Origin of the sequence: Acetobacterium sp., assembly GCF_030652775.1 — a bacterium.
GTDB lineage: Bacteria > Bacillota > Clostridia > Eubacteriales > Eubacteriaceae > Acetobacterium.
The window spans coordinates 31,460-53,869 of record NZ_JAUSPS010000083.1; the positions used below are offsets into that span (position 1 = coordinate 31,460).

Here is a 22,410-nt window from a genome sequence, read left to right on the forward strand (position 1 = left end):
GCTGAATTTCTTCAGCTCTGCCGCTCTAACAACTAAAACTTTTTCATTATCGCCTTTACCTTACCTGCATACGTCGTGTCAGCGGCCCAGGTTCCTGCCAGTTCTTCAACCGATAGGGCTCTTAACCGCAGGGAATCATTCCATCTCGGATCAACCTTGGTTTGATTCAACGCCGCACTGCTGGCATAACATTTTAAATGCTGCACGTGGCCTCGGATTCCGGTTTGAAGGCCAATACTACTACTGCCATATTTTGCCGCAAAGTCAAACCCCGGCACCCCACCAGTAGCGCCTAATCCAGCAAAATTAAACTGGGCGGGTTTAACGTCGCCGCCAAACCTAAGGTTTCCAGTTTCCAACATTGCCTGAGCAAAGGCAACCTCTGCTCGAACGCCTTCAGCATTACACTCACTGATATATAGATCAACAAAGGTCTCCAGATTCACCCCAAGATCGGTATACATCTGAGGATATACGCTTCCTGTATTTCTGTAGTAGGCTACCAATTGAGCAGCCGTGACGGTGGTTGAACCCATAATCGGGGTTTCCACATAGCGAACACTCACTGATGCATTGCCCAGAAAAACTGTCCGTCCATCTGCTTCCTCGCCATAGGCATGGATTGAATAAGTACCGCTGTCACCATTATGATTTTTGGCATCAATCGCCAGCTGATAGCTACCATCACTTTGTTTAGTAGCTGAATACCATTTTAGATCATCCTGACCATTCACATCACTCCAGGTTGGCAACAGAATACTCTTGATTCCATTTGGCGCCGTAATACCACTGACACTTACGGTTATAATATTTTCGGTCACAGTTGCGTTTACTGCAGTTGCTGACATTGGTGTTGTTGTAACATTTACTGATGTGTTACCTAAAAACGTCACTTTATCACCATTGTCTTTTCCATAAACGTGAATGAAATAGGTTCCGCCTGAATAATTATGGTCTTTGATATCAATGGTTACACTGTAGTTGCCGTTGCTCATTCTCTCAGCCGTATACCATTTCAAGTCATCCTGCCCGCCGGCATCACTCCAAATCGGCACTAATATCGAATTAATCCCACTGGGTGCATTAATTCCACTGATAATTGTGGAAATTTTGTTACCAGACACACTTGCTGTCACACTGGTTGCTGTCATCGGTTCGACAATCATATTTACGGTTGTGGCACCCACAAATGTCAATTTGTTATTATTATCTTTACCATAAGCATGGATATGATAGGCTCCCCCATCATAATTATGATCCTTGATGTCCACGGTGATTTTATAACTACCGTCCGTTTGCTTGGTAGCCAAATACCATTTTAAATCATCTTGACCGCCATTTTCACTCCAAATTGGTATTACCATTTCAGTAATGCCATTTGGTGCTGTCACACCTTTTACTGTCGCTGTAATTTTGCTCCCTGATACGTTTCCAGTTACACTGGTCGCTTTCATTGTATCAATTTTTACGGTAGCCGTTGTTGCGCCAAGTAATGTCATTACACCATTATCGTCTTTACCATAAGCATGAATGTTATATTCGCCACCATCATAGTTGTGATCCTTGATATCAACGCTTACTTTGTAACTTCCATCACTTTCTTTCGTGGCAGTATACCACTTCAGATCATCCTGTTCGCCTGTTTCACTCCAAATTGGTACCGTTATCGATGTGACTCCGTTTGGTGCTACTATTCCTTTTATGGATGCCGTAATTGTGTTTCCAACTACTGTTCCGGTTACACTCGCAGCTGTCATTTTTTCCTGTGATGATGCCGTGACAGTTACAGTTGAATTGCCTAGGAACGTATACTTACCGTAAGAATCCACCCCGTAACAATGTAATTGATAATCTCCGTTGGTATAGCCGTGGTCTTTAACATCAATGGTAACACTGTAATTACCATCACTTTGTTTAGTTGCTGTATACCACTTCAGATCATCCTGGCCACAGTCATCACTCCATATTGGAATATAAATAGCCTGTAATCCGTTGGGTGCCGAAACCCCTTTAACCGTTGCCGTAATTTTATCACCATCAACTGTGGCGGTAAAACCGGTGGCTGTCATCGGTGATGTTGATGCACCAAAAAGCTGGTTAACACTTGCCAAAACCTGTTCGGCCATTTTTTGCTGATTGGATCCATCTGCCATCTTTTCTGCTTCAGTTGAATTTGAAACAAAACCTGCTTCAATTAGCACCGAAGGCATGCTCGTTTTTCGGGTGAAAGCATCATCCCGTTCAATCACTCTGTTCCGGCTGGGGACATAGCCCAGGTTTTTAAAGTTTTCATTGAAAAGATTGGCCAATTCCATAGATTTTAAGGCAATCGTTGGCGGTGTCGCATCTAAATCAGCCGTCGATCCATCGCCCCATAATCCGGATTTTTGGTAAATCCCATTGTTATCAACCGTCGGATGATAACTGCTCCAATAAAGTTCGTAACCAGTTGCTGCCGCTCCGCCTGAATTGTGATGGACGCTGATTAGTAAGTCAGCGCCAATTTCATTTGCCTTATTACAAATTGTTGTCGAAAACGACGAATAAACCGGACTGGTTGGTAGCAACGTTGGTAATCCGGGATTGCCCGGAACAGGGTGGCTTAGCATTGCATTATAACCACTGGCTCTAAGCGTCGAAACAATCTTTATCGCCAGCGCATTATTAAGATCAACCTCCCGAATCCCATTGCTGCTGTTCACTGCACCGGTATCAACACCATCCAAATGTCCCGGATTAACCACGACGGTGGTGCTGGCGGCATCAACCGTCTGACTGAAATATGAAAAGAAAGTAAATAGCGTAAGGATTACGATCACCCCTAAAGCGATCTGCTTTCTTCTGTTCTTAATATGTTCCATTATTTTCCTCCTTTCTTTAAAATTTTATCCCGATGTCATTACACTTATAGTTGTAGCGATAATATCACAAATATTTTACATCGTCAATTTTTTCGTTACATCTCTTGCTTAATTAAGTTAAATCTCATTCTCTTCATCTTCCTTGGTTTTTCCTTTTACATAACCTACGATATCCACACAAATTGCGTAATTTCCATCAACGCGCGTTAGGTTTCGGTTATAGTAGGGATCATTCTTGATGTATTTCAACCAATGATCCTTCATGTATTTGATTTCGCTGTTAAAACGCTTATATTTGGAATAAGTATCCTCGGCTCCCCGTGACTTTGATTCATAATGATAAAGTTCCACATTGTGAAGCCAGACATTGAATTTTCCCGCTTCGTAGAGTTTAAGACAGAAATCGACGTCATTAAAAGCCACCGTCAATTTTTCTTCAAACCCATTAACCCGATCAAAATCTGCCCGTTTCACCATCATACAGGCCGCCGTAACCGAGGTATAGTTATTCGTTGTGACCAATTTACCAAAATAACCGTAATCACCGCGCGGATATCCGACATGTCCATGTCCGGCGACGCCGCCCATCCCCAACAAAACACCAGCATGCTGGATGGTGTTATCGAAATAATACAATTTTGCTCCGACTGCGCCAACATGTTCCTGCTGAGCATAACTGACCATCCGTTTCATCCAGCCTTTAGTGATAACGGTGATATCATTATTCAGGAAAAGTAGATACTCGCCTTTTGATTCCTCAGCAGCCAAATTGTTTATTTTTGAAAAATTGAAGGGGATATCAATCCGCACTACCTTAAACTGATTCGGATATTTTTTAGTATAGTATTCAAATAATTTGAATGTTTCTTCTTTTTCGCTACCATTATCAGCGACGATGATTTCAAACTTTTCGTAAATAGTTTTCTCAAAAATCGAATCAATACAGGCTTTTAGATCGGTGGCATTATCCCGGGTAGGAATAATCACTGAGACTAAACCATTATTTACAATTTCATACTCAATATTATAAACGCCAGGAAAGGCGCCGTGGGTAACTGCACCTTCGATCCCCCGTCTTTCCAGGGCATCTTCAAGCGACCTAAGCCCAGCTTCAAAAGCATAACCTTTTGACTCCGGATTGACCGCAGTAGAATTGCTAATCATCCGCCAGTGATACAAAATCTTCTGGATATGGAAAATTCGATCTGTTTTCTCAGTGAATCGAAGCACCAGATCATAATCCTGAGCACCTTCATAGCCTTTTCTGATGCCGCCGATTTCGTCCATAATAGCTTTACGATAAACGCCAAAATGGCAGATATAATTGGTTGCCAGGAGAATATCCGGCGCCCAGTCGGTTTTAAAAAATGGTTGGCTGCGTTTATTGTCTTCGCTTAACTTATCTTCATCGCTGTAAATCAAATCCGCTTCCGGATGTTCGTTTAATAATTTGACCACTTCATACAGAGCAAAATCTGCCAGGGTATCATCATTATCCAATAGCCCCACAAATTCCCCAGTGGCAATGGCTAAAGCCGAATTGGAAGCCTCTGAAATATGACCATTTTCTTCCCGATAGACCACCTTGATCCGCGAATCCAGCATTTTGAACTCTTCCAGCAAGGGTTTAATATGGGTATCACTGGAACAATCATCGGCGATACATAATTCCCAGTTTTGGTAATATTGACTACGAACCGAAGCGATGCAGGCTCTGAGCCATTGTTCTTCTACATTATACACCGGCATAACAATCGATACCTTAGGATTATAGGAAAAACTTTTTATTTCTTCCATGACCGTTTTGACATCAAAATCTTCATGAACATCAATCCAGAAATCATAGTTTTCCTGGTTTTTATACTTGAGTTCAAACTTTATTTTGCGGATGGTATTCTTCAGTCCGTTGCGACCGAGATACCCGACGGTTCGGGTTGTAATGCCGACCAGTCGTTTGGCATTAAACAGATTGGGCTGTTTCAGATAATCATAGTTCTTTTTTAAATTAATGGGCACAATGCGAGTATTGTTTTTATCCTTTAATTTAAGCTTCAACTTTTCGCCATAGGTTTTTTCATCAAACTCAATAATAAAGCCAATCTTGGCATCATCCGGCAAAGCATACTTGTTATTGACGTCAATTCTGAAATCCCGTTTGAATTGAATCCCAGCTGCTTCTCTTCCCAATAAAAATAAATCGACTGGCTCTTTGGTTTTTGTATTAAATGCCCACCCCTGAACAGTGGCACATTGACTCGCTTCATCCTTGACAATTTTGTCGATGAAATATTTAATTTCTTCCTGTTCAATAACTGATTTCTTTTCCATCCCAATAACCTTTCTCTAATCCTTTATTATTTCCCATTGATGTTCCATATGAACCAGACCTTCGGTGAAATAATCGGCCACAACCGAGATCACAAAGGCCGCTGTTTCGTAGTCCAGATTGACAATGCTTTTATTTGCAAAAAGCCCGATGTCCACTTCATATTTTCCACCCAGTAAGGGTAACTTTGGTACCACATAACGGACACGATGGATTCCTTTTGTTTTAGGAATCTTAAAACCATCCAAATGGGTATTTGGTCCAAAGATATACTGGCGGTCGATGGTATAAAAGGCCACCCCTACCAATGGTTCGCTGGAAAGATCATCGTACAGCTCATACTCAATATCAACACTGAAATCATCAAACGTATTTAATGTTTCCGCATTACAGCTCATGGCGATGATTTTTCCCAGATGGGCATCAACTTCCATTTTTGGGGCCTCAGGATTTCCTTCCTCAAGGGCTTTCTGTTCCATCGATTCTTTAAGCATTTCACTTTCGTACATATCTATGACATGGGTAACCTCATCAAACATCCGCATTTCACCATGATCGATCCAGACCCCTTTGGTACAAAACCGTTTGATTTGTTCCAGCGTGTGAGAAACAAAGAGCACGGTTTTTCCCGAAGCTTTGAATTCTTCCATTTTATTGATACATTTAATCTGGAATTTTGCATCACCAACGGCCAGAACCTCATCGACAATGAGTATTTCTGGATCCACATTAATGGCCGTTGCAAAGGCCAGTCGGGCAAACATCCCACTTGAATAGGTTTTGACCGGCTGATAAATATATTCGCCAATTTGAGCAAAATTGACGATATCATCCAGCCGTTCGTCCATTTCTTCCTTACTATAGCCCATGATCAGACCATTGGCATAAATATTTTCGATTCCGGTGTATTCCGGGTTGAACCCGGTTCCCAATTCCAGAAGAGCCGATACTTTCCCATCGACATAAACATCGCCTTTGCTTTGGGTTAGCACACCAGAAATGATCTTGAGCAAGGTTGACTTCCCTGATCCATTTTTACCCACAATGCCGATCGATTCACCTTTTTTTATTTCCAGATTGATATTATTAAGGGCATAAAACTTTTGATGGTATTCTCTTTTTCGTATCAGGCTCATGGATTCTTTCAAGCGATCCATCGGCCGTTTATAAAGCTGATATATTTTTGTAACGTCTTCTATTTTTATTGCCACATCTGACATAATTTCCTCCACTGATCCGTGATCAACATTTTTCTATAAGACATCAGCAAAATGCGGTCTTAATTTTCGATAGACTGCAATTCCGATTAATAGCAATACAAATGAAAATCCCCAGAAGTATGCTGTCATGACTGGATGTTCCCAAAACCAGCCGGTTCCAAAAAAGCTTTCCCGATATCCCTGAACAATGTAATATAAAGGGTTTAATTTCATAATCCATAATAGATTCTCCGGGTATGTTTCAACGGGTACTACAATTGGTGTTCCCCAGAACAAAACCTGCATCCCGACATTAATAAATTGTAGGATATCTGTAAAAAATGGTTGTAGTGAAGCAGTTATCCAGGTTACTCCTGTTAAAAAAACAATTAAACAGAATAAATAATACCCAATTTGTAAAAAGTGAGGTGTCAATGAATGACCGTAAATAAATAACATCACTAAAGCAAAACCAATGAAAAAAATATGGGTGTATAAAGAGGATATGATTTTTACCGTTGGCAAAATCTTAATATTAAAGGTTACCTTTTTAACCAGGTAGCTGTATTCACGAAAACAATTCGTTCCATTCACAAGGGACTCTGAAAAGAAAAACCAGACAATGATACCGGTGATGAGATATAAAATAAAAGGAACACCCCCTGTGGGAGGTGATTTTAATCCCACACCAAACACAAACCAATATACTGCAATGGTTACCGTCGGCTGAATAAACGCCCACATAACACCCAAAAATGACCCGGCGTACCGGGACTTAAAATCATTGATCGAAAATTTCTGGATCAATTTCCGATTTGTATACAAATCTCTGATATAATCCATTAAATCTTTAAACAAGTACAAACTGACACCTCATTCTTATTCTTAAATGAAAAAGCACAAAAACTGTGCTTTTTCTTTTACATCTATTCTACTTTTTCTGTTTTATTTTTTTCCGTACATATTCTCATAATACTGCTGATAATCACCAGATTTTACCTGCTCCAGCCATTCCTGATTGTTAAGATACCATTCAATGGTTTCCGCAATCCCCTGTTCGAAGGTGTAAGCTGGTTCCCAACCCAATTCGGTGGTTATTTTGGTATTATCGATGGCGTAACGGCGGTCATGTCCCAGTCGATCTTCGACATAGATAATTAGATCTTTGCTGATTTTTGAGCCATCATTATCAATTTGATATTTACCGGAGCGCAGCATTTCACCGACGTCCTCAATAATTAAATTGACAATCTCAAGATTGGCTTTTTCATTATTTCCACCAATATTATAGACTTCGCCAGCCACCCCTTTTTCAAGGATGGTATCAATGCCGCTGCAATGATCTTTAACATGCAACCAGTCTCTGATCTGCATCCCATCGCCATAAACTGGCAAGCTCTTTAAGGCCACCACATTGGAGATCATCAGCGGAATCAGTTTTTCCGGGAAATGATAAGGTCCGTAATTATTGGAACAGCGGCTGATCGTCACCGGCAGTTTAAAGGTTTGTCCATAAGATCGAACTACCAGATCGGCACTGGCCTTGGATGCAGAGTAAGGGCTGTTGGGAGCGATCAACGTCGCTTCGGTAAACAGTCCGGTTTTTCCCAGGGCACCATAAACCTCATCGGTGGATACCTGGTGATATCGAACCCCGGCTCGGTAGGTCGGGTAGCCACTTTCATCTTTTCCGGTCTGCCAGTGATTTTTCGCCTCATCCAAAAGAACCAGGGTTCCCATCACATTAGTTTGCACAAAAATCTCTGGATCTTCAATGCTGCGATCGACATGAGATTCAGCGGCAAAGTTAACCACCGTATCAAAATTGTATTGATCAAAAAGATCTTTGACAAACGGACGGTCAACAATATCCCCTTTAGCAAAAACATAATTGGGATTGTCTTCAATATCCGTTAAATTTTCCAGATTTCCAGCGTAGGTTAACACATCGACATTAACTATTTTATAATCCGGGTGCTGATTTAGCATATATTTTACAAAGTTTGAGCCAATAAATCCGGCACCACCGGTGACTAATACTGTTTTCATGATTACTCCTTCTATCTCTATAAATACGATCTATTCAAATCTTAAGGTCTCGCTGATCTCACTTAAAAAGGGCAGTTGTCCGTCTTTTTCTGAAAGCAGAACCTCTTCAATTGTCTCAAGCGGCCACTTAATCCCGACTTCCGGGTCATTCCAGCGAATTCCACCATCATATTCCGGGGCGTATAAATTGGTGCACTTGTAGTTAAACACCGCTTCCTCGGAAACGACTAAAAAGCCGTGGGCAAAACCTTCCGGAATATAAAACATGGTCTTGTTTTCTTCCGTTAACAACACCCCGGCCCATTGTCCATAAGTCGGTGAGCCATTTCGCAGATCTACGGCGACATCATAAACCTCGCCCTTTGTTGCCCGAACCAATTTCCCCTGGGAAAACTTGGTCTGGAAATGAAGCCCTCGCAAAACACCCTTACAAGATTTGGACTCATTGTCCTGCACAAACCGCATCGTTAAACCAGCTTTGTGGAATTCTTCCTCATTGTAGGTTTCCATGAAATAACCACGATGGTCGCCAAAAACGGATGGTTCAATGATTACTAATCCGTCAATTTTTGTTTTGATTACATTTATCTTTGCCATAATACCACCTACTTGCCTTTAGCACATTGGATCAGATACTGGCCATAAGCTGTTTTCTTCAGCGGTTCCGCCAATTTTATAAGCTGCTCTTGATCGATGAAATCCCGCAAATACGCAATTTCTTCAATGCAGGCGACATAAAGACCCTGTCTTTTCTGGATCGTCTCCACAAAATTGGAGGCTTCTATTAAACTATCATGGGTTCCGGTATCAAGCCAGGCCATTCCCCGACCAAACAACTCTACCTTTAAATTGCCCTGTTCTAAATAGGTTTCATTAACAGTGGTAATTTCCAGTTCTCCCCGTTCCGACGGTTTGATATTTTTAGCAATTTCTACCACCGAATTATCATAAAAATAAAGTCCTGGTACCGCAAAGTTGGATTTTGGAACTTCTGGTTTTTCTTCGATCGAAAGCACGGTTCCATCTTTGGCAAACTCAACCACTCCATATCGTTCCGGATCCGTCACCGGGTAGCCGAAAATAACCGCCCCGCTTTGCAGTTCAGCCGCTTTTCTGATGGTCTCGGTAAAGCCATGGCCGTAGAAAATATTATCCCCTAACACTAGGGCAACATTGTCATCGCCAATAAATTTTTCGCCAATAATAAAAGCTTCTGCCAGTCCATTGGGGGCTGCCTGTTCTTCGTAGACAAAATTCAACCCCAATTCTTCTCCTGAACCAAAAAGTCGTTCAAACATGGGAAGATCGTGGGGTGTGGAAATAATTAGAATATCTTTAATCCCGGCCAGCATCAAGGTTGCCAGCGGGTAGTAAATCATCGGTTTGTCATAAATGGGCAGTAATTGTTTGGACACCGCCCGGGTGATCGGATAAAGCCGTGTGCCGGAACCTCCGGCTAAAATAATACCTTTCATAATTGCCTCTTCTCTTGTAAATTGTTTACTCATTTCAAAAGTGTTGTCGGCTTTAACGCTGATTCGCCTCAAAGCCATGACCTGCTTACTTTTTAGTTCTTTATTTTTATTTTAAATTTTCCAGATATTCTACCAGGGAAGCCTGCCAGGGTCTGAAATGGTTCATCTTCAAATCGTTTAACGCTTTGTTTTCAAGCACTGAGTATTTAGGTCGTGGTGCCGGTCTGACAAATTGCTCTGAGGTTACCGGTTCCACGGGGATATCAATTCCTGATAAGCGGAAGATCTCGACGGCAAAATCATACCAGCTGCATTGTCCTTCACAGGTGCCATGATAATATCCGTAATGATCGGTCTGGATCAAATCGATAATCGCTGCCGCCAGGTCGACGGTACTGGTTGGCGAACCCACCTGATCATTGACAACCGTCAGTTTGGGATGTTTTGAGGCCAGCTCCAGCATGGTTTTAACAAAGTTATTACCGTCCCCATACAGCCAGGCGGTTCGGACTATAAAATACTTGGGTACTGTCTCTGAAACGGCTTTTTCCCCCGCCGCTTTACTTTCACCATAGACTGTTTTAGGAGCGACGGGATCCGTTTCCAGATAAGGCCGCAATGCTCCATCGATTGTAATCCCGGCACCGTCAAAAACATAATCAGTAGAAACCTGAACTAAAACAATATCTTGATCGCAGGCGATTTCCGCTAAATATTTTGGACCTGCGGCATTAATCGCCATCGCCAACTCTTTCTGGGTTTCGCAGCCATCCACATTGGTCAGCGCTCCGCAATTGATGATCACGGTTGGCCGCTCTTTAGCAATAATTGCCACCATTTTGTCTTTATCGGTAATGTCAAATTCGGGAATGTCATATCCCACATAGTCAATCTTTTTTTTCTGCAGCTGACGGGTTAATTCCCGACCCAGCTGACCGTTTGAACCGGTTAATAAAACTTTCATATTTCACCTTATTTCATCGTTCTTGTTGTGTTTTTATTTCCTGGTTTTTCGCTGTTTTTAAGCTGTTTAGCCATAAAAATTCATTGTCATTATACTTTAAATCCTTATAAAAGTCTATTTTTTTCTAGATTCCTTCAGGTTTTTAAGATTATCAAACGGCCAGAAAAGATCTTTTCTCTTGTTATATTTGATCATTCGCAATAATTCAATGTTTTTTTAAGCATATTTATGTTATTATTGGTTGATATGATTTTAGATCGTAAATCGAAAGGAACCTTTATGAAAAAGAAAATAATTTTGGTCATCCTATTTCTGATCGTCTCTCTAATAGGCACCGGACTCGTATATGGCTTTAATACCATCAGCCAGATAAATGAAATGGTTGCTGAACCAAAAATGGATGAGGCTGAATTAAAAGTTAATAATAATCTTGATATTGATACCATCAATATCGCTGTTTTTGGAGTCGACGGACGTAGCGACATTGAGGGTGATCGTACCGATACCATTATGATTGTCTCTATGGACTTCAGAAACGGAAACATCAAGGTTACCTCGGTGATGCGTGACTTATTGGTCCAGATTCCTGAAACCAAAGATACCTATGAAAGTCTTGATAAAATCAATGCGGCCTATTCTTACGGTGGACCGGAACTAGCCGTTAAAACCCTGAACGAAAATTTTGATTTAAACATTAAAGACTATGTGATCGTCAATTTTGACGCCATGGTCGATACGGTTGATGCCCTGGGCGGAGTTGAAGTCAATGTTCAAAATGAAGATGTTCTGGAATGGACGAATAAGTACATCGATGACGTGAATGACAAAGTCAAGAAATCTGATCCTTATCTGCAAACAACCGGTGTGCAAACCATCACCGGGGTTCAGGCTCTGGCCTATGCCCGAAACCGCTTTAGTGATGATGACTTTTATCGAACCGAACGGCAGCGGGAGGTCGTCGGTCAAATCGCTGACAAAGCTTTTAACATCGATATGGCCACCGGCATCAGCCTGTTGAGCAAGGTTTATCCCTATATTAAAACCACCCTATCGATCAATCAGCTGACAACCTACGCCAAGGCGTTTTTAGAATCTCCGGACAAGCAGTTTCTGGAGTACCGGCTTCCTACCGATGCTTATGTAACAACGGCCATGATCAACAGCGTTTCTTATGTGGTGCCTAAAAGTCTTGCCGATAATGTCGTTGCCCTTCATGCCTTTATCTACGGACCGGTTCAGACAACCACCACCGACACCACCACTGCCAGCGGAAGTTCGTCCACGGCAACAGATAGCAGCAGTACCGACAGTACGACTGCCAGCACTGGGAATCGAACCAATGTCAGCAGTCCAACCACCAGTTCAAACACCAGTATATCCTCGGGAACCAGCGCTGGTTCAAGCACCTATACGGCTTACGTTCCATCCGCCCGTGTGAAGGAAATCAGTGATGCCATCGCCTACTATGCTGGTACCGGTTCATCCTCATCCTATACCGAATCCAGTCCGAGTGACAGCAGCAACGATAGTTCTTATTCCAATGATTCTGGTTCTTCCGATTCAAATACGGAATCATCTGGTACCAGTTCAGAAAGCTCTGGCACCTCTGGTTCTGGCTCCTCCAGTTCGGGGGACAGTTCTTCCGGTTCTGACTCCAGTTCGGGTTCAACTGACTCTGGTTCCGGTACTGGTTCTAATTCTGGAAGTGATTCTGGCTCATCCGATTCCGGTTCCACTACTGATTCTGGTTCCAGTGGAGAAAGTAGCTCCGGTGGTGGCACTTCCACGGAAACGACTAATTAGCACTTCGATTTTAATGCGTTGCGCTAAAAAGGCGTTATCCCAATTCACGGGATAACGCCTTTTATTAATTCGTTCTTATTATCTTTTGCCGATAATGTCAAAGCTTAGATTAAATCAGTTACCTGCTTTTTCAGCAGTTCCTTTTTCGCCGTTGCTTCTTCCCAGGTTTTTCCGGTTACCGAGAAATATATCTTCAGCTTGGGTTCTGTCCCCGAGGGGCGCAAGGCAAACCAGGAATAGTCGTCAAAAACAAATTTCAGGACATTTGATTTGGGCAGATCAATTTTTGTTTTCGTTCCAGCGGTTACATCATTACTTATGCCTGCTTCATAGTCATTGAAACAAATCAGTTTGGCATCGGCAAAACCGGGGAAGTTGACCGTTCTGAATTTTTCCATGATGGCGGTGATTTTAGTTTTTCCCGCAATGCCTTCAAGGGTCAAGGCAACCACATCTTCAATAAAATAACCATGTTTTTCATACAGGCTTTGCAGGGCTTCATAGAGACTCATCCCCTGTTTTTTATAATAGTCGGTCATCTCACAAATCAGGGCTGACGCCACCACGGCGTCCTTATCACGGGCGTAGTTGCCCGCCAGATAACCATAACTCTCTTCATAACCAAAGGCAAAGGTATAATCGCCGGTTTTATCAAAATCAGTCATGCATTCACCGATATATTTAAAGCCCGTCAACACATCTAAAACTTTAGCGCCATGCGATTTTGCCACAATCCCCCCCAGTTCACTGGTGACAATTGTTTTAATAACGACCTTATTTTTCGGCAGATCAGTTCGCGTTTTCAGGTAATAATCAACCAGCAGCGCCCCGGTTTGATTCCCGGTAAAGACTTCAAAATCACCTTTTTTATTTCGTCCAACCACCCCAACCCGATCGCAATCCGGATCGGTTCCGATAATAATATCCGCTCCGCATTCATCGGCCAGAGCCATGGCTAAGGTAAATACCGAACGATCTTCTGGATTAGGATAGGGAGCCGTGGTAAAATCACCATCCGGCAATTCCTGTTCCGCTACTACTGTCACATGCTGATAACCCAATTCTGCCAAGACTCGACGTACCGGTTGATTGCCCGAACCATGAAGCGGGGTATAAACCACCTTCACTTCACTGTTGGGATTGGGAATGCAAATGGATGTCACCGCTGCTGTAAAGGCATTATCCATTTTTTCGCCGACCATCTTAATGATTTTTTGATTGCGGCCTTCCGCTAATGTCATAATCGGAATATCAAATATATCCGTTATTCTGGCGATTTCGGCAATCAAGGCATCGGCCGAGGCTGTCACCATCTGGCCGCCATCCGGACCATAAACCTTGTAGCCATTATATTCCTTGGGGTTATGGGATGCGGTAATAACAATGCCGCCAGCAGCTTTCAGCTCCCGCACCGCAAAAGACAGTTCCGGGGTTGGCCGTAACTCTTCAAACAGGTAGGCCGCAACCCCCATTTTGCCCAGCACCCCAGCAGCCGTTTCAGCAAATTTTCTGGAGTTATGGCGGGAGTCATAGGCAATGACCACACCTTTTTCCCAGTTCTGAATGTCCTGTCGCAGCAGATATTTTCCCAAACCGTAGGTGACCTTGGCCACCGTGTAAATGTTCATGCGGTTGTTGCCAGCACCCATTTTCCCCCGCATTCCCCCGGTTCCAAACTCAAGGTCGGTATAAAAGCGGTCTTCAATTTCTTTTTCATCGGTGATGGCTAGCAACTCCTGACGGAGCACTCCATCCAGTTTCGGCTGATTTAGCCAGTTTTGATATCCTTTTTTATAATCCATTATAGTTCCTTTCTCCAAACCTTTCAGGGTAATCATGCCGGCGTCAGTCCCTTGCCCAAACGAGTCGGACTAAACTATTTATCATTGAATAAGGTCTCTAAATACCGTTTAAAATCGGCACCCAACTTATTATCTCTTAAACCATACTCCACGGTGGCTTGGAGAAAGCCCAGCTTGTCTCCCACATCATAACGTTTACCGACAAAGTCATAGGCAAACATCTTTTCCCTGGCCGCTAGCGTTTTGAGCCCATCGGTGAGTTGAATCTCCCCGCCGGAACCCTTGCCGGTATGCTCAAGCACCTCAAATATTCCCGGGGTAATGATATATCGGCCTAAAATTGCCATCGTCGATGGGGCGGTACCGATAGCTGGCTTCTCAACCAGATCATTGACCTGATACACCCGTTCGCCAACCGCATCCCCGGAAACGATGCCATACTTATTGACCTGATCCGGGGCAACCTGCTGAACCCCAATAACAGAAGCCCCGTAGGTATCATAGACCTCGATCATTTGTTTCAGCGCCGGATTTTCATCATTATAAACAATGTCATCCCCCAGCACCACGGCAAAGGGTTCATCACCAACAAATTCTTTGGCACAAAGCACTGCATGTCCCAGACCTTTGGCTTCTTTCTGTCGCACTGAGAAGATTTTCGCCATCTTTGTGATGGCCTCCACTTGCTCCAGCGCCTCAGTTTTGCCAGCGGCTTTTAATAGGGCTTCCAGTTCCGGCACCCGATCAAAGTGATTGATGATACTTTCTTTGTTGCGGCCATTGATAATGAGTATCTCTTCGATCCCTGATGCCACAATTTCTTCGATAATATATTGGATCGTCGGTTTATCAACAATCGGCAGCATTTCTTTGGGTGTCGACTTGGTAATTGGTAAAAACCGGGTGCCCAGCCCGGCCGCTGGAATAACTGCTTTGCGAACTTTTTTCATTTTATTTTATCTCCTTTTCTGGAATCCCCAGGCCTGAATAAATAAAGCCCTTTGGTGGTTCATCGCCAAACAGATTTCTAAAATCAAAGAAAAAACGATCCTTCATGGCAGTGCGAACCCGCTCCTGATCCATCCCCTTAAATTCCCGCCAGCTGGTAATCAGCACCAGGGCATCGGCATCCTGGGCCGCCTCATAGACATCATGACAGTAGCTAATTTCATCCTTTTCATTGTGCAAGCGCCACTTGGCTTCCTGAGTTCCTTCCGGACAATAAATCTGGATTCTGGCGCCGTCGGCTACCAGTCCCTTAACAATATTGATCGAAGGGGCTTCCCGCATATCAGTGGTTTCCGGTTTGTAGGACAGCCCTAAAACGGCGATGGTTTTCCCTTCCAGATTACCCATAATCCGTTTGATTTTTTCTACCATTTTGTTCTTTTGTTTCTCATTGGCCTGGATTGCACCTTTGAGCACCATAAAATCCTCGCCATAGGCTTTGGCAATCTCCACCAGGGCCTTGGAATCCTTGGGCAGGTCACTGCCACCGTAACCTGGGCCGGCATCCAGATAGCCTTTCCCAATCCGTTCGTCACGACCCATACCATTAGAAACATCGAGGATGTTAGCATTAGCATTTTCACAAAGCAAAGCCATCTCGTTGATAAAGGAAAGCTTCGTGGCCAGAAAGGCATTCACTCCATATTTGATCATTTCGGCACTCTGCGGATCGGTGATCACATAGTTTTCTTCGCGGACATGAAGGCTGTCATAAACACTTTTCAAGCGCTCCACCGCTGCCACCGAATCCGAGCCGATCACCACCATATCCGGCACCAGACAATCTTTGATCATTGAGCCTTTGCGGGCAAAATCCGGGTTGCTGATGACATCAAAGGGAATATCCACCTCCCGATCATCGAGCGTTGTTTGGATCGTTTGCCTGATGATCTGGCAGGTTCCCGGCGGCACGGTGGATTTAATCACCACTGTTACATAGGCTTCGATATGATTGCCAATGCTTTGGGCAATCGGCTTCATAAACCGAAGATCCGGAAAATCATCATCATTGGTCGGTACTTCACAGGTAATAAAGATAATTTCACTTTTTTTAATGGCATTTTGAATATTTGAACTAAAGCATAACCGGCCGGTTGATACTGAAGTCGAGACCAATGCTTTTAAACCCGGCTCATAAATAGGCAATTCGCCCTCAGTGAGCATATTGATTGTTTCTTCGTCAGTGTCGACACAGATGACATTCACATCCGAATCTGACAAAATAGAACCATAGGTAATTCCTAGAATACCCAGTCCGATAATACAAATATTCATTCCTTATCCTCCATTTGCAATGGTTTTGTAATTTATTCCCATCGCATCGCTGTTCACTCTTTATTTTATCCTTCATCGATTGACACACAATGTCCCTAACTTTCAACCTAAATTATAGCACAGAAAAAGGGTCTTTAAAACACTTGCCCCAAAAAAGCGCAATAAAAAAAGAAAGCCACGACTCATAATGAATCTCGGCTTTCTTTTATTAAATATAAATTTACAACTATAAATTATTAGCTATAAATCTTTGAATTATAAACCTTCTTTTGAATTGATACGCGCAATCGCTCTTTCCAAAGCTGCTTGAGCTCGGGCTGTATCGTATTTTTCATCCTTAATACGCTGCAGAGCCCGCTCTTTTGCTTCTTGAGCTCGTTTAAGATCAATTTCTTCCGGCCATTCAGCGGCATCGGTTAAAATAATGGTCTCTCTGGGATTAATGGTGGCAACGCCTCCTAAAAGGGTGCCACATTTACTTTTTTTATCGCCAAAAATTATATTAAAGGTACCAATGGCTACTGTGGTCGTCAGCGGTGTATGCTCTGCAAGCACAGCAAACTCCCCTTCTGTTCCCCGGATGACAATGCGCTCAATATCTTCATCGAAAAAGATGCCGGTTGGAGCAATGATTTTTAATCTGAAAGTTTCAGCCATTAAAACTCACCTCAACTAACCTTTTATTTTTTTTGCTTTAGCAACTGCGTCTTCGATCGTTCCGACCATCAGGAAGGCACTTTCTGGTAAATCATCATGTTTTCCTTCAAGGATTTCTTTGAAGCCCTTAATGGTTTCGCCAATGGTTACATAAACCCCACCGGTACCGGTAAATTGTTCCGCAACGAAAAATGGTTGGGAAAGGAAACGTTCAATTTTACGGGCTCGGGATACTGTAATTTTATCGGCATCAGACAGTTCGTCCATCCCTAAAATTGCGATAATATCCTGTAATTCCTTGTAACGCTGTAACATTTCCTGCACTTCACGGGCTGTTTCGTAATGTTCCTGTCCAACAATTTTAGGATCAAGAATACGAGAAGTAGAATCCAGTGGATCTACCGCTGGGTAAATACCTTTTTCTGTGATGGCACGGTTAAGTACTGTAGTGGCATCCAGATGGGCAAAAGTAGTCGCCGGAGCAGGGTCAGTTAAGTCATCGGCAGGTACGTAAACAGCCTGAACCGATGTAATTGAACCCTTACTAGTAGACGTAATACGTTCCTGTAAGGCACCCATTTCGGTAGCCAGTGTTGGCTGGTAACCAACCGCACTAGGCATACGTCCCAATAGCGCAGAAACTTCTGAACCAGCCTGGGTGAATCGGAAAATATTATCGATGAAAAGAAGCACGTCCTGGCCTTCCTGATCACGGAAATATTCAGCCATGGTCAGTCCAGTCAGCGCAATCCGCATTCTGGCTCCTGGGGGTTCATTCATCTGACCAAAGCAAAGGGATGTTTTATCAATAACCCCAGACTCCATCATTTCGTAGTAAAGATCATTTCCTTCACGGGTCCGTTCGCCAACGCCAGCGAAAACGGATAAACCACCATGCTGGGTTGCGATATTATTAATTAATTCCTGGATCAGTACGGTTTTACCAACACCGGCACCACCGAACAGACCAATTTTACCACCTCGAACGTAAGGACAGATCAGGTCAACAACCTTGATTCCGGTTTCAAACATTTCTGGTTGGGTTTGTTGTTCTTCAAAAGATGGTGGATGACGATGGATCGGGTGCATAACCACCCCGGTTGTATCAAAGGGTTTTCCATCAATGGGTTCACCCAAAACGTTAAACATTCTGCCAAGGGTTGCTTTCCCTACTGGCACTTGAATCGATGCTCCGGTATCCACTGCTTCCTGGTTTCGCACCAGACCGTCTGTGGAGTCCATCGCAATACATCTGACAATGTCATCCCCTAGTTGTTGAGCTACCTCAATTACCAGGGTGTGTCCATTGAGTTCAATATTAACAGCGTTGTTCAATTTTGGCAGCTGGTCTTTTTGAAATTTAACATCGACAACTGGTCCAATAACCTGAACAACCTTCCCTATATTTTGGGCCATTCCCTATAACCTCCTTGTGCAAATTAATTTGCACGCTATTATTTAGTCAGTATTCTGTCCTGGCCGGCTACGCCGCCAGTTTTTACTTGTTTATTTTAATGCTTCAGCACCGCTGACAATTTCCGAAATTTCCTGGGTAATTGCCGCTTGACGTACCCGGTTGAACTTGAGTGTTAACGCATCAATCATTTCATTGGCGTTGGTAGTTGCCGATTCCATGGCGGTACGACGGGCCCCTTGTTCACTGGCGGCACTTTCAATCATCGAACCATATACGGTGCTGCTGACGAAGTTCGGAACCAGGTAATCCAGCAGTTCTTCCGGCTCAGGCTCATAAAGCATGACCGTCAAATCTTTGCTTTTTGCTTCGTTTTCGACAACTTCTACTTTTTTAGCTGGTTTGAGATCTTCCACACTCAAGGGAAGCAGTTTCATTAAGTGAGCATGTTGCGAAATGGTTGAGATAAATTTGGTATAGGCAATATAAACTTCGTCATATTCGCCATTTTTAAACCCTTCCATCACTACTGATGTCACTTCTCTGGCATTAAAAAAGTTTGGTCGTTCGGAAATACCGAGATATTCACCCTGGATATTGTAGTCGCGATTTCTGAAATGATCTCGACCACGAGACCCCACGGCATAAATTACAGCATCTTCTTTATTCGCTACGTGATCCTCAACCAGTTTAGCAACATTCACATTGTAGCCCCCAGCCAAGCCTTTATCACCTGTTATGATGATATAGGCTACTTTTTTGACTTCACGCTGGTTCATGAAAACATTTCGGGTGCTTCCACTTTTTTCAACAATGCGTCCCATACTTTCAATCATGGCCTCAAAATAAGGGCGACGACCTTCGGCCAGCTCACGACTTTTTCGCAGCTTGGCCGAAGCCACCAGTTCCATGGCATGGGTGATTTGCTTTGTACTGTTTACACTTTTTATCCGACGTTTAATATCTTGTACGTTTTCTGCCACTCAGAATCACCTCCGCTGACAATCTATACAGATTTACTGAAAACTTTTTTATAAGCCTCAATACATTCAGCAAAAGCTGCGACAACCTCATCTGAAAGGCCGTCCTTCCCTTTAACCTTAATCATGATTTCAGGGTAATTCTTTTGAGCATACTTCATTAGACCTTTTTCGAATTCGCGGATATTTTTTACTTCAATGTCAAGCAGGAAGCCGTTTGTTGCCGCAAAAAGAATCAGAACCTGTTCTTCAACCTTCATCGGATCATATTGATCCTGTTTGAGGATTTCAACGATCCGTTCCCCTTTAGCCAACTGTGCCTTGGTTGCATCATCAAGATCTGATCCAAACTGAGCAAAAGATGCCAACTCACGATACTGAGCGTACTCAATACGAAGTGGTCCGGCGACTTTTTTCATCGATTTGATCTGGGCAGAACCCCCAACTCGAGATACCGAGATCCCGGGGTTAACCGCTGGACGAATACCTGAACGGAAAAGTTCGGCTTCAAGGAAGATCTGACCATCTGTAATCGAAATTACATTGGTTGGAATATACGCCGAAACGTCACCCGCCTGCGTTTCAATGATTGGCAGAGCAGTGATGGATCCACCCGCTTTAAGCTTGGCGGCACGTTCTAACAGCCGTGAATGCAGGTAGAAAACGTCGCCTGGGTAAGCTTCACGTCCTGGCGGACGACGAAGGATCAGGGACATGGCTCGGTAAGCCACCGCATGTTTTGATAAATCATCATAAATGATTAATACATCTTTTTGTTGTTCATTCATGAAATATTCAGCCATTGTAACCCCAGCGTATGGTGCTAAATATTGGAGTGGTGCCAATTGGGCAGCTCCAGCTGAAAGAATAATGGTATAGTCCATGGCATTGTTTTCTTCCAATTGTCCAACGATCTGGGCAACGGTTGATTCTTTCTGGCCAATGGCTACATAGATACAGATAACATCTTCACCTTTTTGGTTGATGATGGTATCAATCGCTAATGCCGTTTTCCCGGTTTGTCTGTCGCCAATGATTAATTCACGTTGGCCACGGCCAATCGGAATCATCGAGTCAATCGCTTTATAACCGGTTTGAATTGGTTGATTAACCGATTCACGTTCGATAACACCAGGTGCTTTAACTTCAACTGGACGACGGTGATCCGTAACAATTGGGCCTTTTCCATCAATTGGGAAACCCAAAGCATTGACAACACGGCCAATCATGGCTTCGCCAACTGGCACTTCAACAATACGACCGGTACAACGAACGATGTCACCTTCAACGATGTCATCATCATAACCTAAAAGAACACAACCAACGTTATCTTCTTCAAGATTAAGTACCATCCCGTAAACCTCGTTAGGGAAAGCTAAAAGCTCGCCTGCCATAGCATTTTCAAGACCATGAACACGGGCAACCCCGTCTCCAACTTGAATGACCGTACCGACATCGACGACTTCAAGCTTATCTTCATAACGCTCTATTTCATTTTTAATAATTTGACTTATTTCCTCTGGTCGGAGATTCAACTTTACTCACCTCTTTTTAATGTAGTCTTAAACTGTTCATTTGTGTTTTCATTTGATTTAACTGATTTTTGATGCTCCCATCAATAATCTGATCCCCTACATAAACGACAGCACCGCCAAGAATTGATTCATCGATGACGTTTTCAAGAATCACCTTTTTCTCAAAACGCTTGGCCAGTTTTGCTTCCAAAGCGACCCGCAGGGCTTCGTCCAGGGGCACCACGGTTAATACCCGGGCTTCCACGGTATTTTTGTAGGGCAACACCAATTGTTTGAATGTTTCATGAATTTCTAACAGAAATTCAAAACGATTTTTATCCAAAAGAATGTTTAAAAAATTTCTCAAGTACTGATTATATGAGTCTCCAAAAACCCGGCCAAGAACGCCCTTCTTTTCAGAAGTGTTCATTGAAGGGGTTAACATCAGATTCATTAATCTGGCTTCAGACTTGAAAAGATCAATGACCGAAGAAAACTCATCGTACATTCCATCAACAAGATTGTTATCAACGGCTGTGTCGAATAAGGCCTGGGCATATCTTTTCGCTACTAAACTCATTTAGCATCCCCTACCTTATCGATAAAGTCTAAAATCATGGCTTCATGTTGTTTTTGATCCATGGATTTGTGAATAATTTTTTCAGCTGCAAAGAGTGACAGATCAACGATATTGGATTTAACTTCGTTCATCGCTTTGCGTTTTTCAACTTCAATTTCAGCCATGGCTTTTTCCATAACCAGTTTTGCATCAGCATGAGCTTTTTCAACAATTTCATGTTTTTGAGCCTGTGCTTCCACATTTGCATCGCGAATGATCTCCCGTTCTTTGGAACGGATGTCAGCCAACATTGTTTCATATTCCTGTTTCAGTTTTGCTGCTGCGGCATTTTTTTCGGTAGCACCTACTATTTCAGCCGAAACATCCTCTTGTCTTTTTGCAATCATATCTTTAACTTTTTCATAAAAGAAATGTTTTAATATTAAAAAGAAAATAATAAAGTTAACGATTGTTGCCAGTAAGAGTTTTAAGTCAATACCAACTAAGCCTGCGTATTCAAACAT

Annotated in this window: 18 protein-coding genes; 1 reads left to right on the plus strand and 17 read right to left on the minus strand. The window is 43.0% G+C overall.

The genetic code is table 11. The features are described from left to right. Window positions 1-32 precede the first annotated feature (32 nt). From Q7J41_RS15210 to rfbD, 8 genes are all read right to left on the minus strand, one after another. Complete coding sequence (locus Q7J41_RS15210) at window positions 33-2,861, minus strand: GBS Bsp-like repeat-containing protein (RefSeq protein WP_304889288.1); 2,829 nt, start codon at window positions 2,859-2,861, stop codon at window positions 33-35. Between the two features lie 117 nt (window positions 2,862-2,978). After that, window positions 2,979-5,189 (minus strand): glycosyltransferase family 2 protein, encoded by a 2,211-nt coding sequence (locus Q7J41_RS15215; RefSeq protein WP_304889289.1) that lies wholly within the window; start codon window positions 5,187-5,189, stop codon window positions 2,979-2,981. A 15-nt stretch (window positions 5,190-5,204) separates the two neighbouring features. Next, a complete protein-coding gene (locus Q7J41_RS15220; RefSeq protein WP_304889290.1) occupies window positions 5,205-6,407 on the minus strand; it encodes an ABC transporter ATP-binding protein in 1,203 nt (400 codons plus the stop codon). A 33-nt stretch (window positions 6,408-6,440) separates the two neighbouring features. Continuing rightward, window positions 6,441-7,229: an ABC transporter permease gene (locus Q7J41_RS15225; protein ID WP_304889316.1), complete on the minus strand. Its 789-nt coding sequence runs from the start codon at window positions 7,227-7,229 to the stop codon at window positions 6,441-6,443. Between the two features lie 102 nt (window positions 7,230-7,331). Beyond that, a complete protein-coding gene (gene rfbB, locus Q7J41_RS15230) occupies window positions 7,332-8,435 on the minus strand; it encodes a dTDP-glucose 4,6-dehydratase (RefSeq protein WP_304889291.1) in 1,104 nt (367 codons plus the stop codon). A gap of 30 nt (window positions 8,436-8,465) precedes the next feature. Further along, window positions 8,466-9,032: a dTDP-4-dehydrorhamnose 3,5-epimerase gene (rfbC, locus tag Q7J41_RS15235; protein ID WP_304889292.1), complete on the minus strand. Its 567-nt coding sequence runs from the start codon at window positions 9,030-9,032 to the stop codon at window positions 8,466-8,468. A gap of 8 nt (window positions 9,033-9,040) precedes the next feature. Then, window positions 9,041-9,910, minus strand: a complete 870-nt coding sequence (gene rfbA, locus Q7J41_RS15240; RefSeq protein ID WP_304889293.1) for a glucose-1-phosphate thymidylyltransferase RfbA — start codon at window positions 9,908-9,910, stop codon at window positions 9,041-9,043. 106 nt (window positions 9,911-10,016) lie between these two features. Then, window positions 10,017-10,874: a dTDP-4-dehydrorhamnose reductase gene (gene rfbD / locus Q7J41_RS15245; protein WP_304889294.1), complete on the minus strand. Its 858-nt coding sequence runs from the start codon at window positions 10,872-10,874 to the stop codon at window positions 10,017-10,019. Between the two features lie 279 nt (window positions 10,875-11,153). On the opposite strand from rfbD, the gene Q7J41_RS15250 reads away from it, so the two are divergent. After that, a complete protein-coding gene (locus Q7J41_RS15250) occupies window positions 11,154-12,677 on the plus strand; it encodes an LCP family protein (protein WP_304889295.1) in 1,524 nt (507 codons plus the stop codon). Between the two features lie 104 nt (window positions 12,678-12,781). Here Q7J41_RS15250 and Q7J41_RS15255 read toward each other — a convergent pair whose 3' ends face one another. The 9 genes from Q7J41_RS15255 to atpF all read right to left on the minus strand — a co-directional run bounded on the left by Q7J41_RS15255 (window position 12,782) and on the right by atpF (window position 22,410). After that, the gene (locus Q7J41_RS15255) at window positions 12,782-14,479 is read right to left on the minus strand and encodes a phospho-sugar mutase (RefSeq protein ID WP_304889296.1); all 1,698 of its coding nucleotides are present in this window, start codon (window positions 14,477-14,479) and stop codon (window positions 12,782-12,784) included. Between the two features lie 74 nt (window positions 14,480-14,553). Continuing rightward, window positions 14,554-15,429 (minus strand): UTP--glucose-1-phosphate uridylyltransferase GalU, encoded by an 876-nt coding sequence (gene galU / locus Q7J41_RS15260; protein WP_304889297.1) that lies wholly within the window; start codon window positions 15,427-15,429, stop codon window positions 14,554-14,556. 1 nt (window position 15,430) lies between these two features. Continuing rightward, window positions 15,431-16,762 (minus strand): UDP-glucose/GDP-mannose dehydrogenase family protein, encoded by a 1,332-nt coding sequence (locus Q7J41_RS15265; protein ID WP_304889298.1) that lies wholly within the window; start codon window positions 16,760-16,762, stop codon window positions 15,431-15,433. A gap of 255 nt (window positions 16,763-17,017) precedes the next feature. Next, window positions 17,018-17,419, minus strand: coding sequence for an ATP synthase F1 subunit epsilon (gene atpC, locus Q7J41_RS15270; protein ID WP_304889299.1), 402 nt, complete (start codon window positions 17,417-17,419; stop codon window positions 17,018-17,020). Between the two features lie 15 nt (window positions 17,420-17,434). Further along, on the minus strand, window positions 17,435-18,835 hold the full coding sequence (gene atpD, locus Q7J41_RS15275) for a F0F1 ATP synthase subunit beta (protein ID WP_304889300.1): 1,401 nt from the start codon (window positions 18,833-18,835) through the stop codon (window positions 17,435-17,437). A 90-nt stretch (window positions 18,836-18,925) separates the two neighbouring features. Then, entirely contained in the window at window positions 18,926-19,816 is an 891-nt protein-coding gene (gene atpG / locus Q7J41_RS15280; RefSeq protein ID WP_304889301.1) for an ATP synthase F1 subunit gamma, read from the minus strand. A 23-nt stretch (window positions 19,817-19,839) separates the two neighbouring features. Further along, on the minus strand, window positions 19,840-21,348 hold the full coding sequence (atpA, locus tag Q7J41_RS15285; RefSeq protein WP_304889302.1) for a F0F1 ATP synthase subunit alpha: 1,509 nt from the start codon (window positions 21,346-21,348) through the stop codon (window positions 19,840-19,842). A gap of 16 nt (window positions 21,349-21,364) precedes the next feature. Beyond that, the gene (locus tag Q7J41_RS15290; protein ID WP_304889303.1) at window positions 21,365-21,907 is read right to left on the minus strand and encodes a F0F1 ATP synthase subunit delta; all 543 of its coding nucleotides are present in this window, start codon (window positions 21,905-21,907) and stop codon (window positions 21,365-21,367) included. After that, window positions 21,904-22,410, minus strand: coding sequence for a F0F1 ATP synthase subunit B (atpF, locus tag Q7J41_RS15295; protein WP_304889304.1), 507 nt, complete (start codon window positions 22,408-22,410; stop codon window positions 21,904-21,906). Before atpF ends, Q7J41_RS15290 begins: the two co-directional genes overlap by 4 nt.

What these genes read in the sequence shown, in the direction of transcription:
- Q7J41_RS15225 (WP_304889316.1), bottom strand. Translation starts at nt 7,229, where the DNA reads ATGGATTATATCAGAGATTTGTATACAAATCGGAAATTGATCCAGAAA.
- Q7J41_RS15215 (WP_304889289.1), bottom strand. Translation starts at nt 5,189, where the DNA reads ATGGAAAAGAAATCAGTTATTGAACAGGAAGAAATTAAATATTTCATC.
- rfbC (WP_304889292.1), bottom strand. Translation starts at nt 9,032, where the DNA reads ATGGCAAAGATAAATGTAATCAAAACAAAAATTGACGGATTAGTAATC.
- Q7J41_RS15250 (WP_304889295.1), top strand. Translation starts at nt 11,154, where the DNA reads ATGAAAAAGAAAATAATTTTGGTCATCCTATTTCTGATCGTCTCTCTA.
- Q7J41_RS15290 (WP_304889303.1), bottom strand. Translation starts at nt 21,907, where the DNA reads ATGAGTTTAGTAGCGAAAAGATATGCCCAGGCCTTATTCGACACAGCC.
- rfbB (WP_304889291.1), bottom strand. Translation starts at nt 8,435, where the DNA reads ATGAAAACAGTATTAGTCACCGGTGGTGCCGGATTTATTGGCTCAAAC.
- atpD (WP_304889300.1), bottom strand. Translation starts at nt 18,835, where the DNA reads ATGGCCCAAAATATAGGGAAGGTTGTTCAGGTTATTGGACCAGTTGTC.
- Q7J41_RS15265 (WP_304889298.1), bottom strand. Translation starts at nt 16,762, where the DNA reads ATGAATATTTGTATTATCGGACTGGGTATTCTAGGAATTACCTATGGT.
- atpF (WP_304889304.1), bottom strand. Translation starts at nt 22,410, where the DNA reads ATGTTTGAATACGCAGGCTTAGTTGGTATTGACTTAAAACTCTTACTG.
- galU (WP_304889297.1), bottom strand. Translation starts at nt 15,429, where the DNA reads ATGAAAAAAGTTCGCAAAGCAGTTATTCCAGCGGCCGGGCTGGGCACC.
- Q7J41_RS15255 (WP_304889296.1), bottom strand. Translation starts at nt 14,479, where the DNA reads ATGGATTATAAAAAAGGATATCAAAACTGGCTAAATCAGCCGAAACTG.
- atpC (WP_304889299.1), bottom strand. Translation starts at nt 17,419, where the DNA reads ATGGCTGAAACTTTCAGATTAAAAATCATTGCTCCAACCGGCATCTTT.
- Q7J41_RS15220 (WP_304889290.1), bottom strand. Translation starts at nt 6,407, where the DNA reads ATGTCAGATGTGGCAATAAAAATAGAAGACGTTACAAAAATATATCAG.
- Q7J41_RS15210 (WP_304889288.1), bottom strand. Translation starts at nt 2,861, where the DNA reads ATGGAACATATTAAGAACAGAAGAAAGCAGATCGCTTTAGGGGTGATC.
- rfbD (WP_304889294.1), bottom strand. Translation starts at nt 10,874, where the DNA reads ATGAAAGTTTTATTAACCGGTTCAAACGGTCAGCTGGGTCGGGAATTA.
- rfbA (WP_304889293.1), bottom strand. Translation starts at nt 9,910, where the DNA reads ATGAAAGGTATTATTTTAGCCGGAGGTTCCGGCACACGGCTTTATCCG.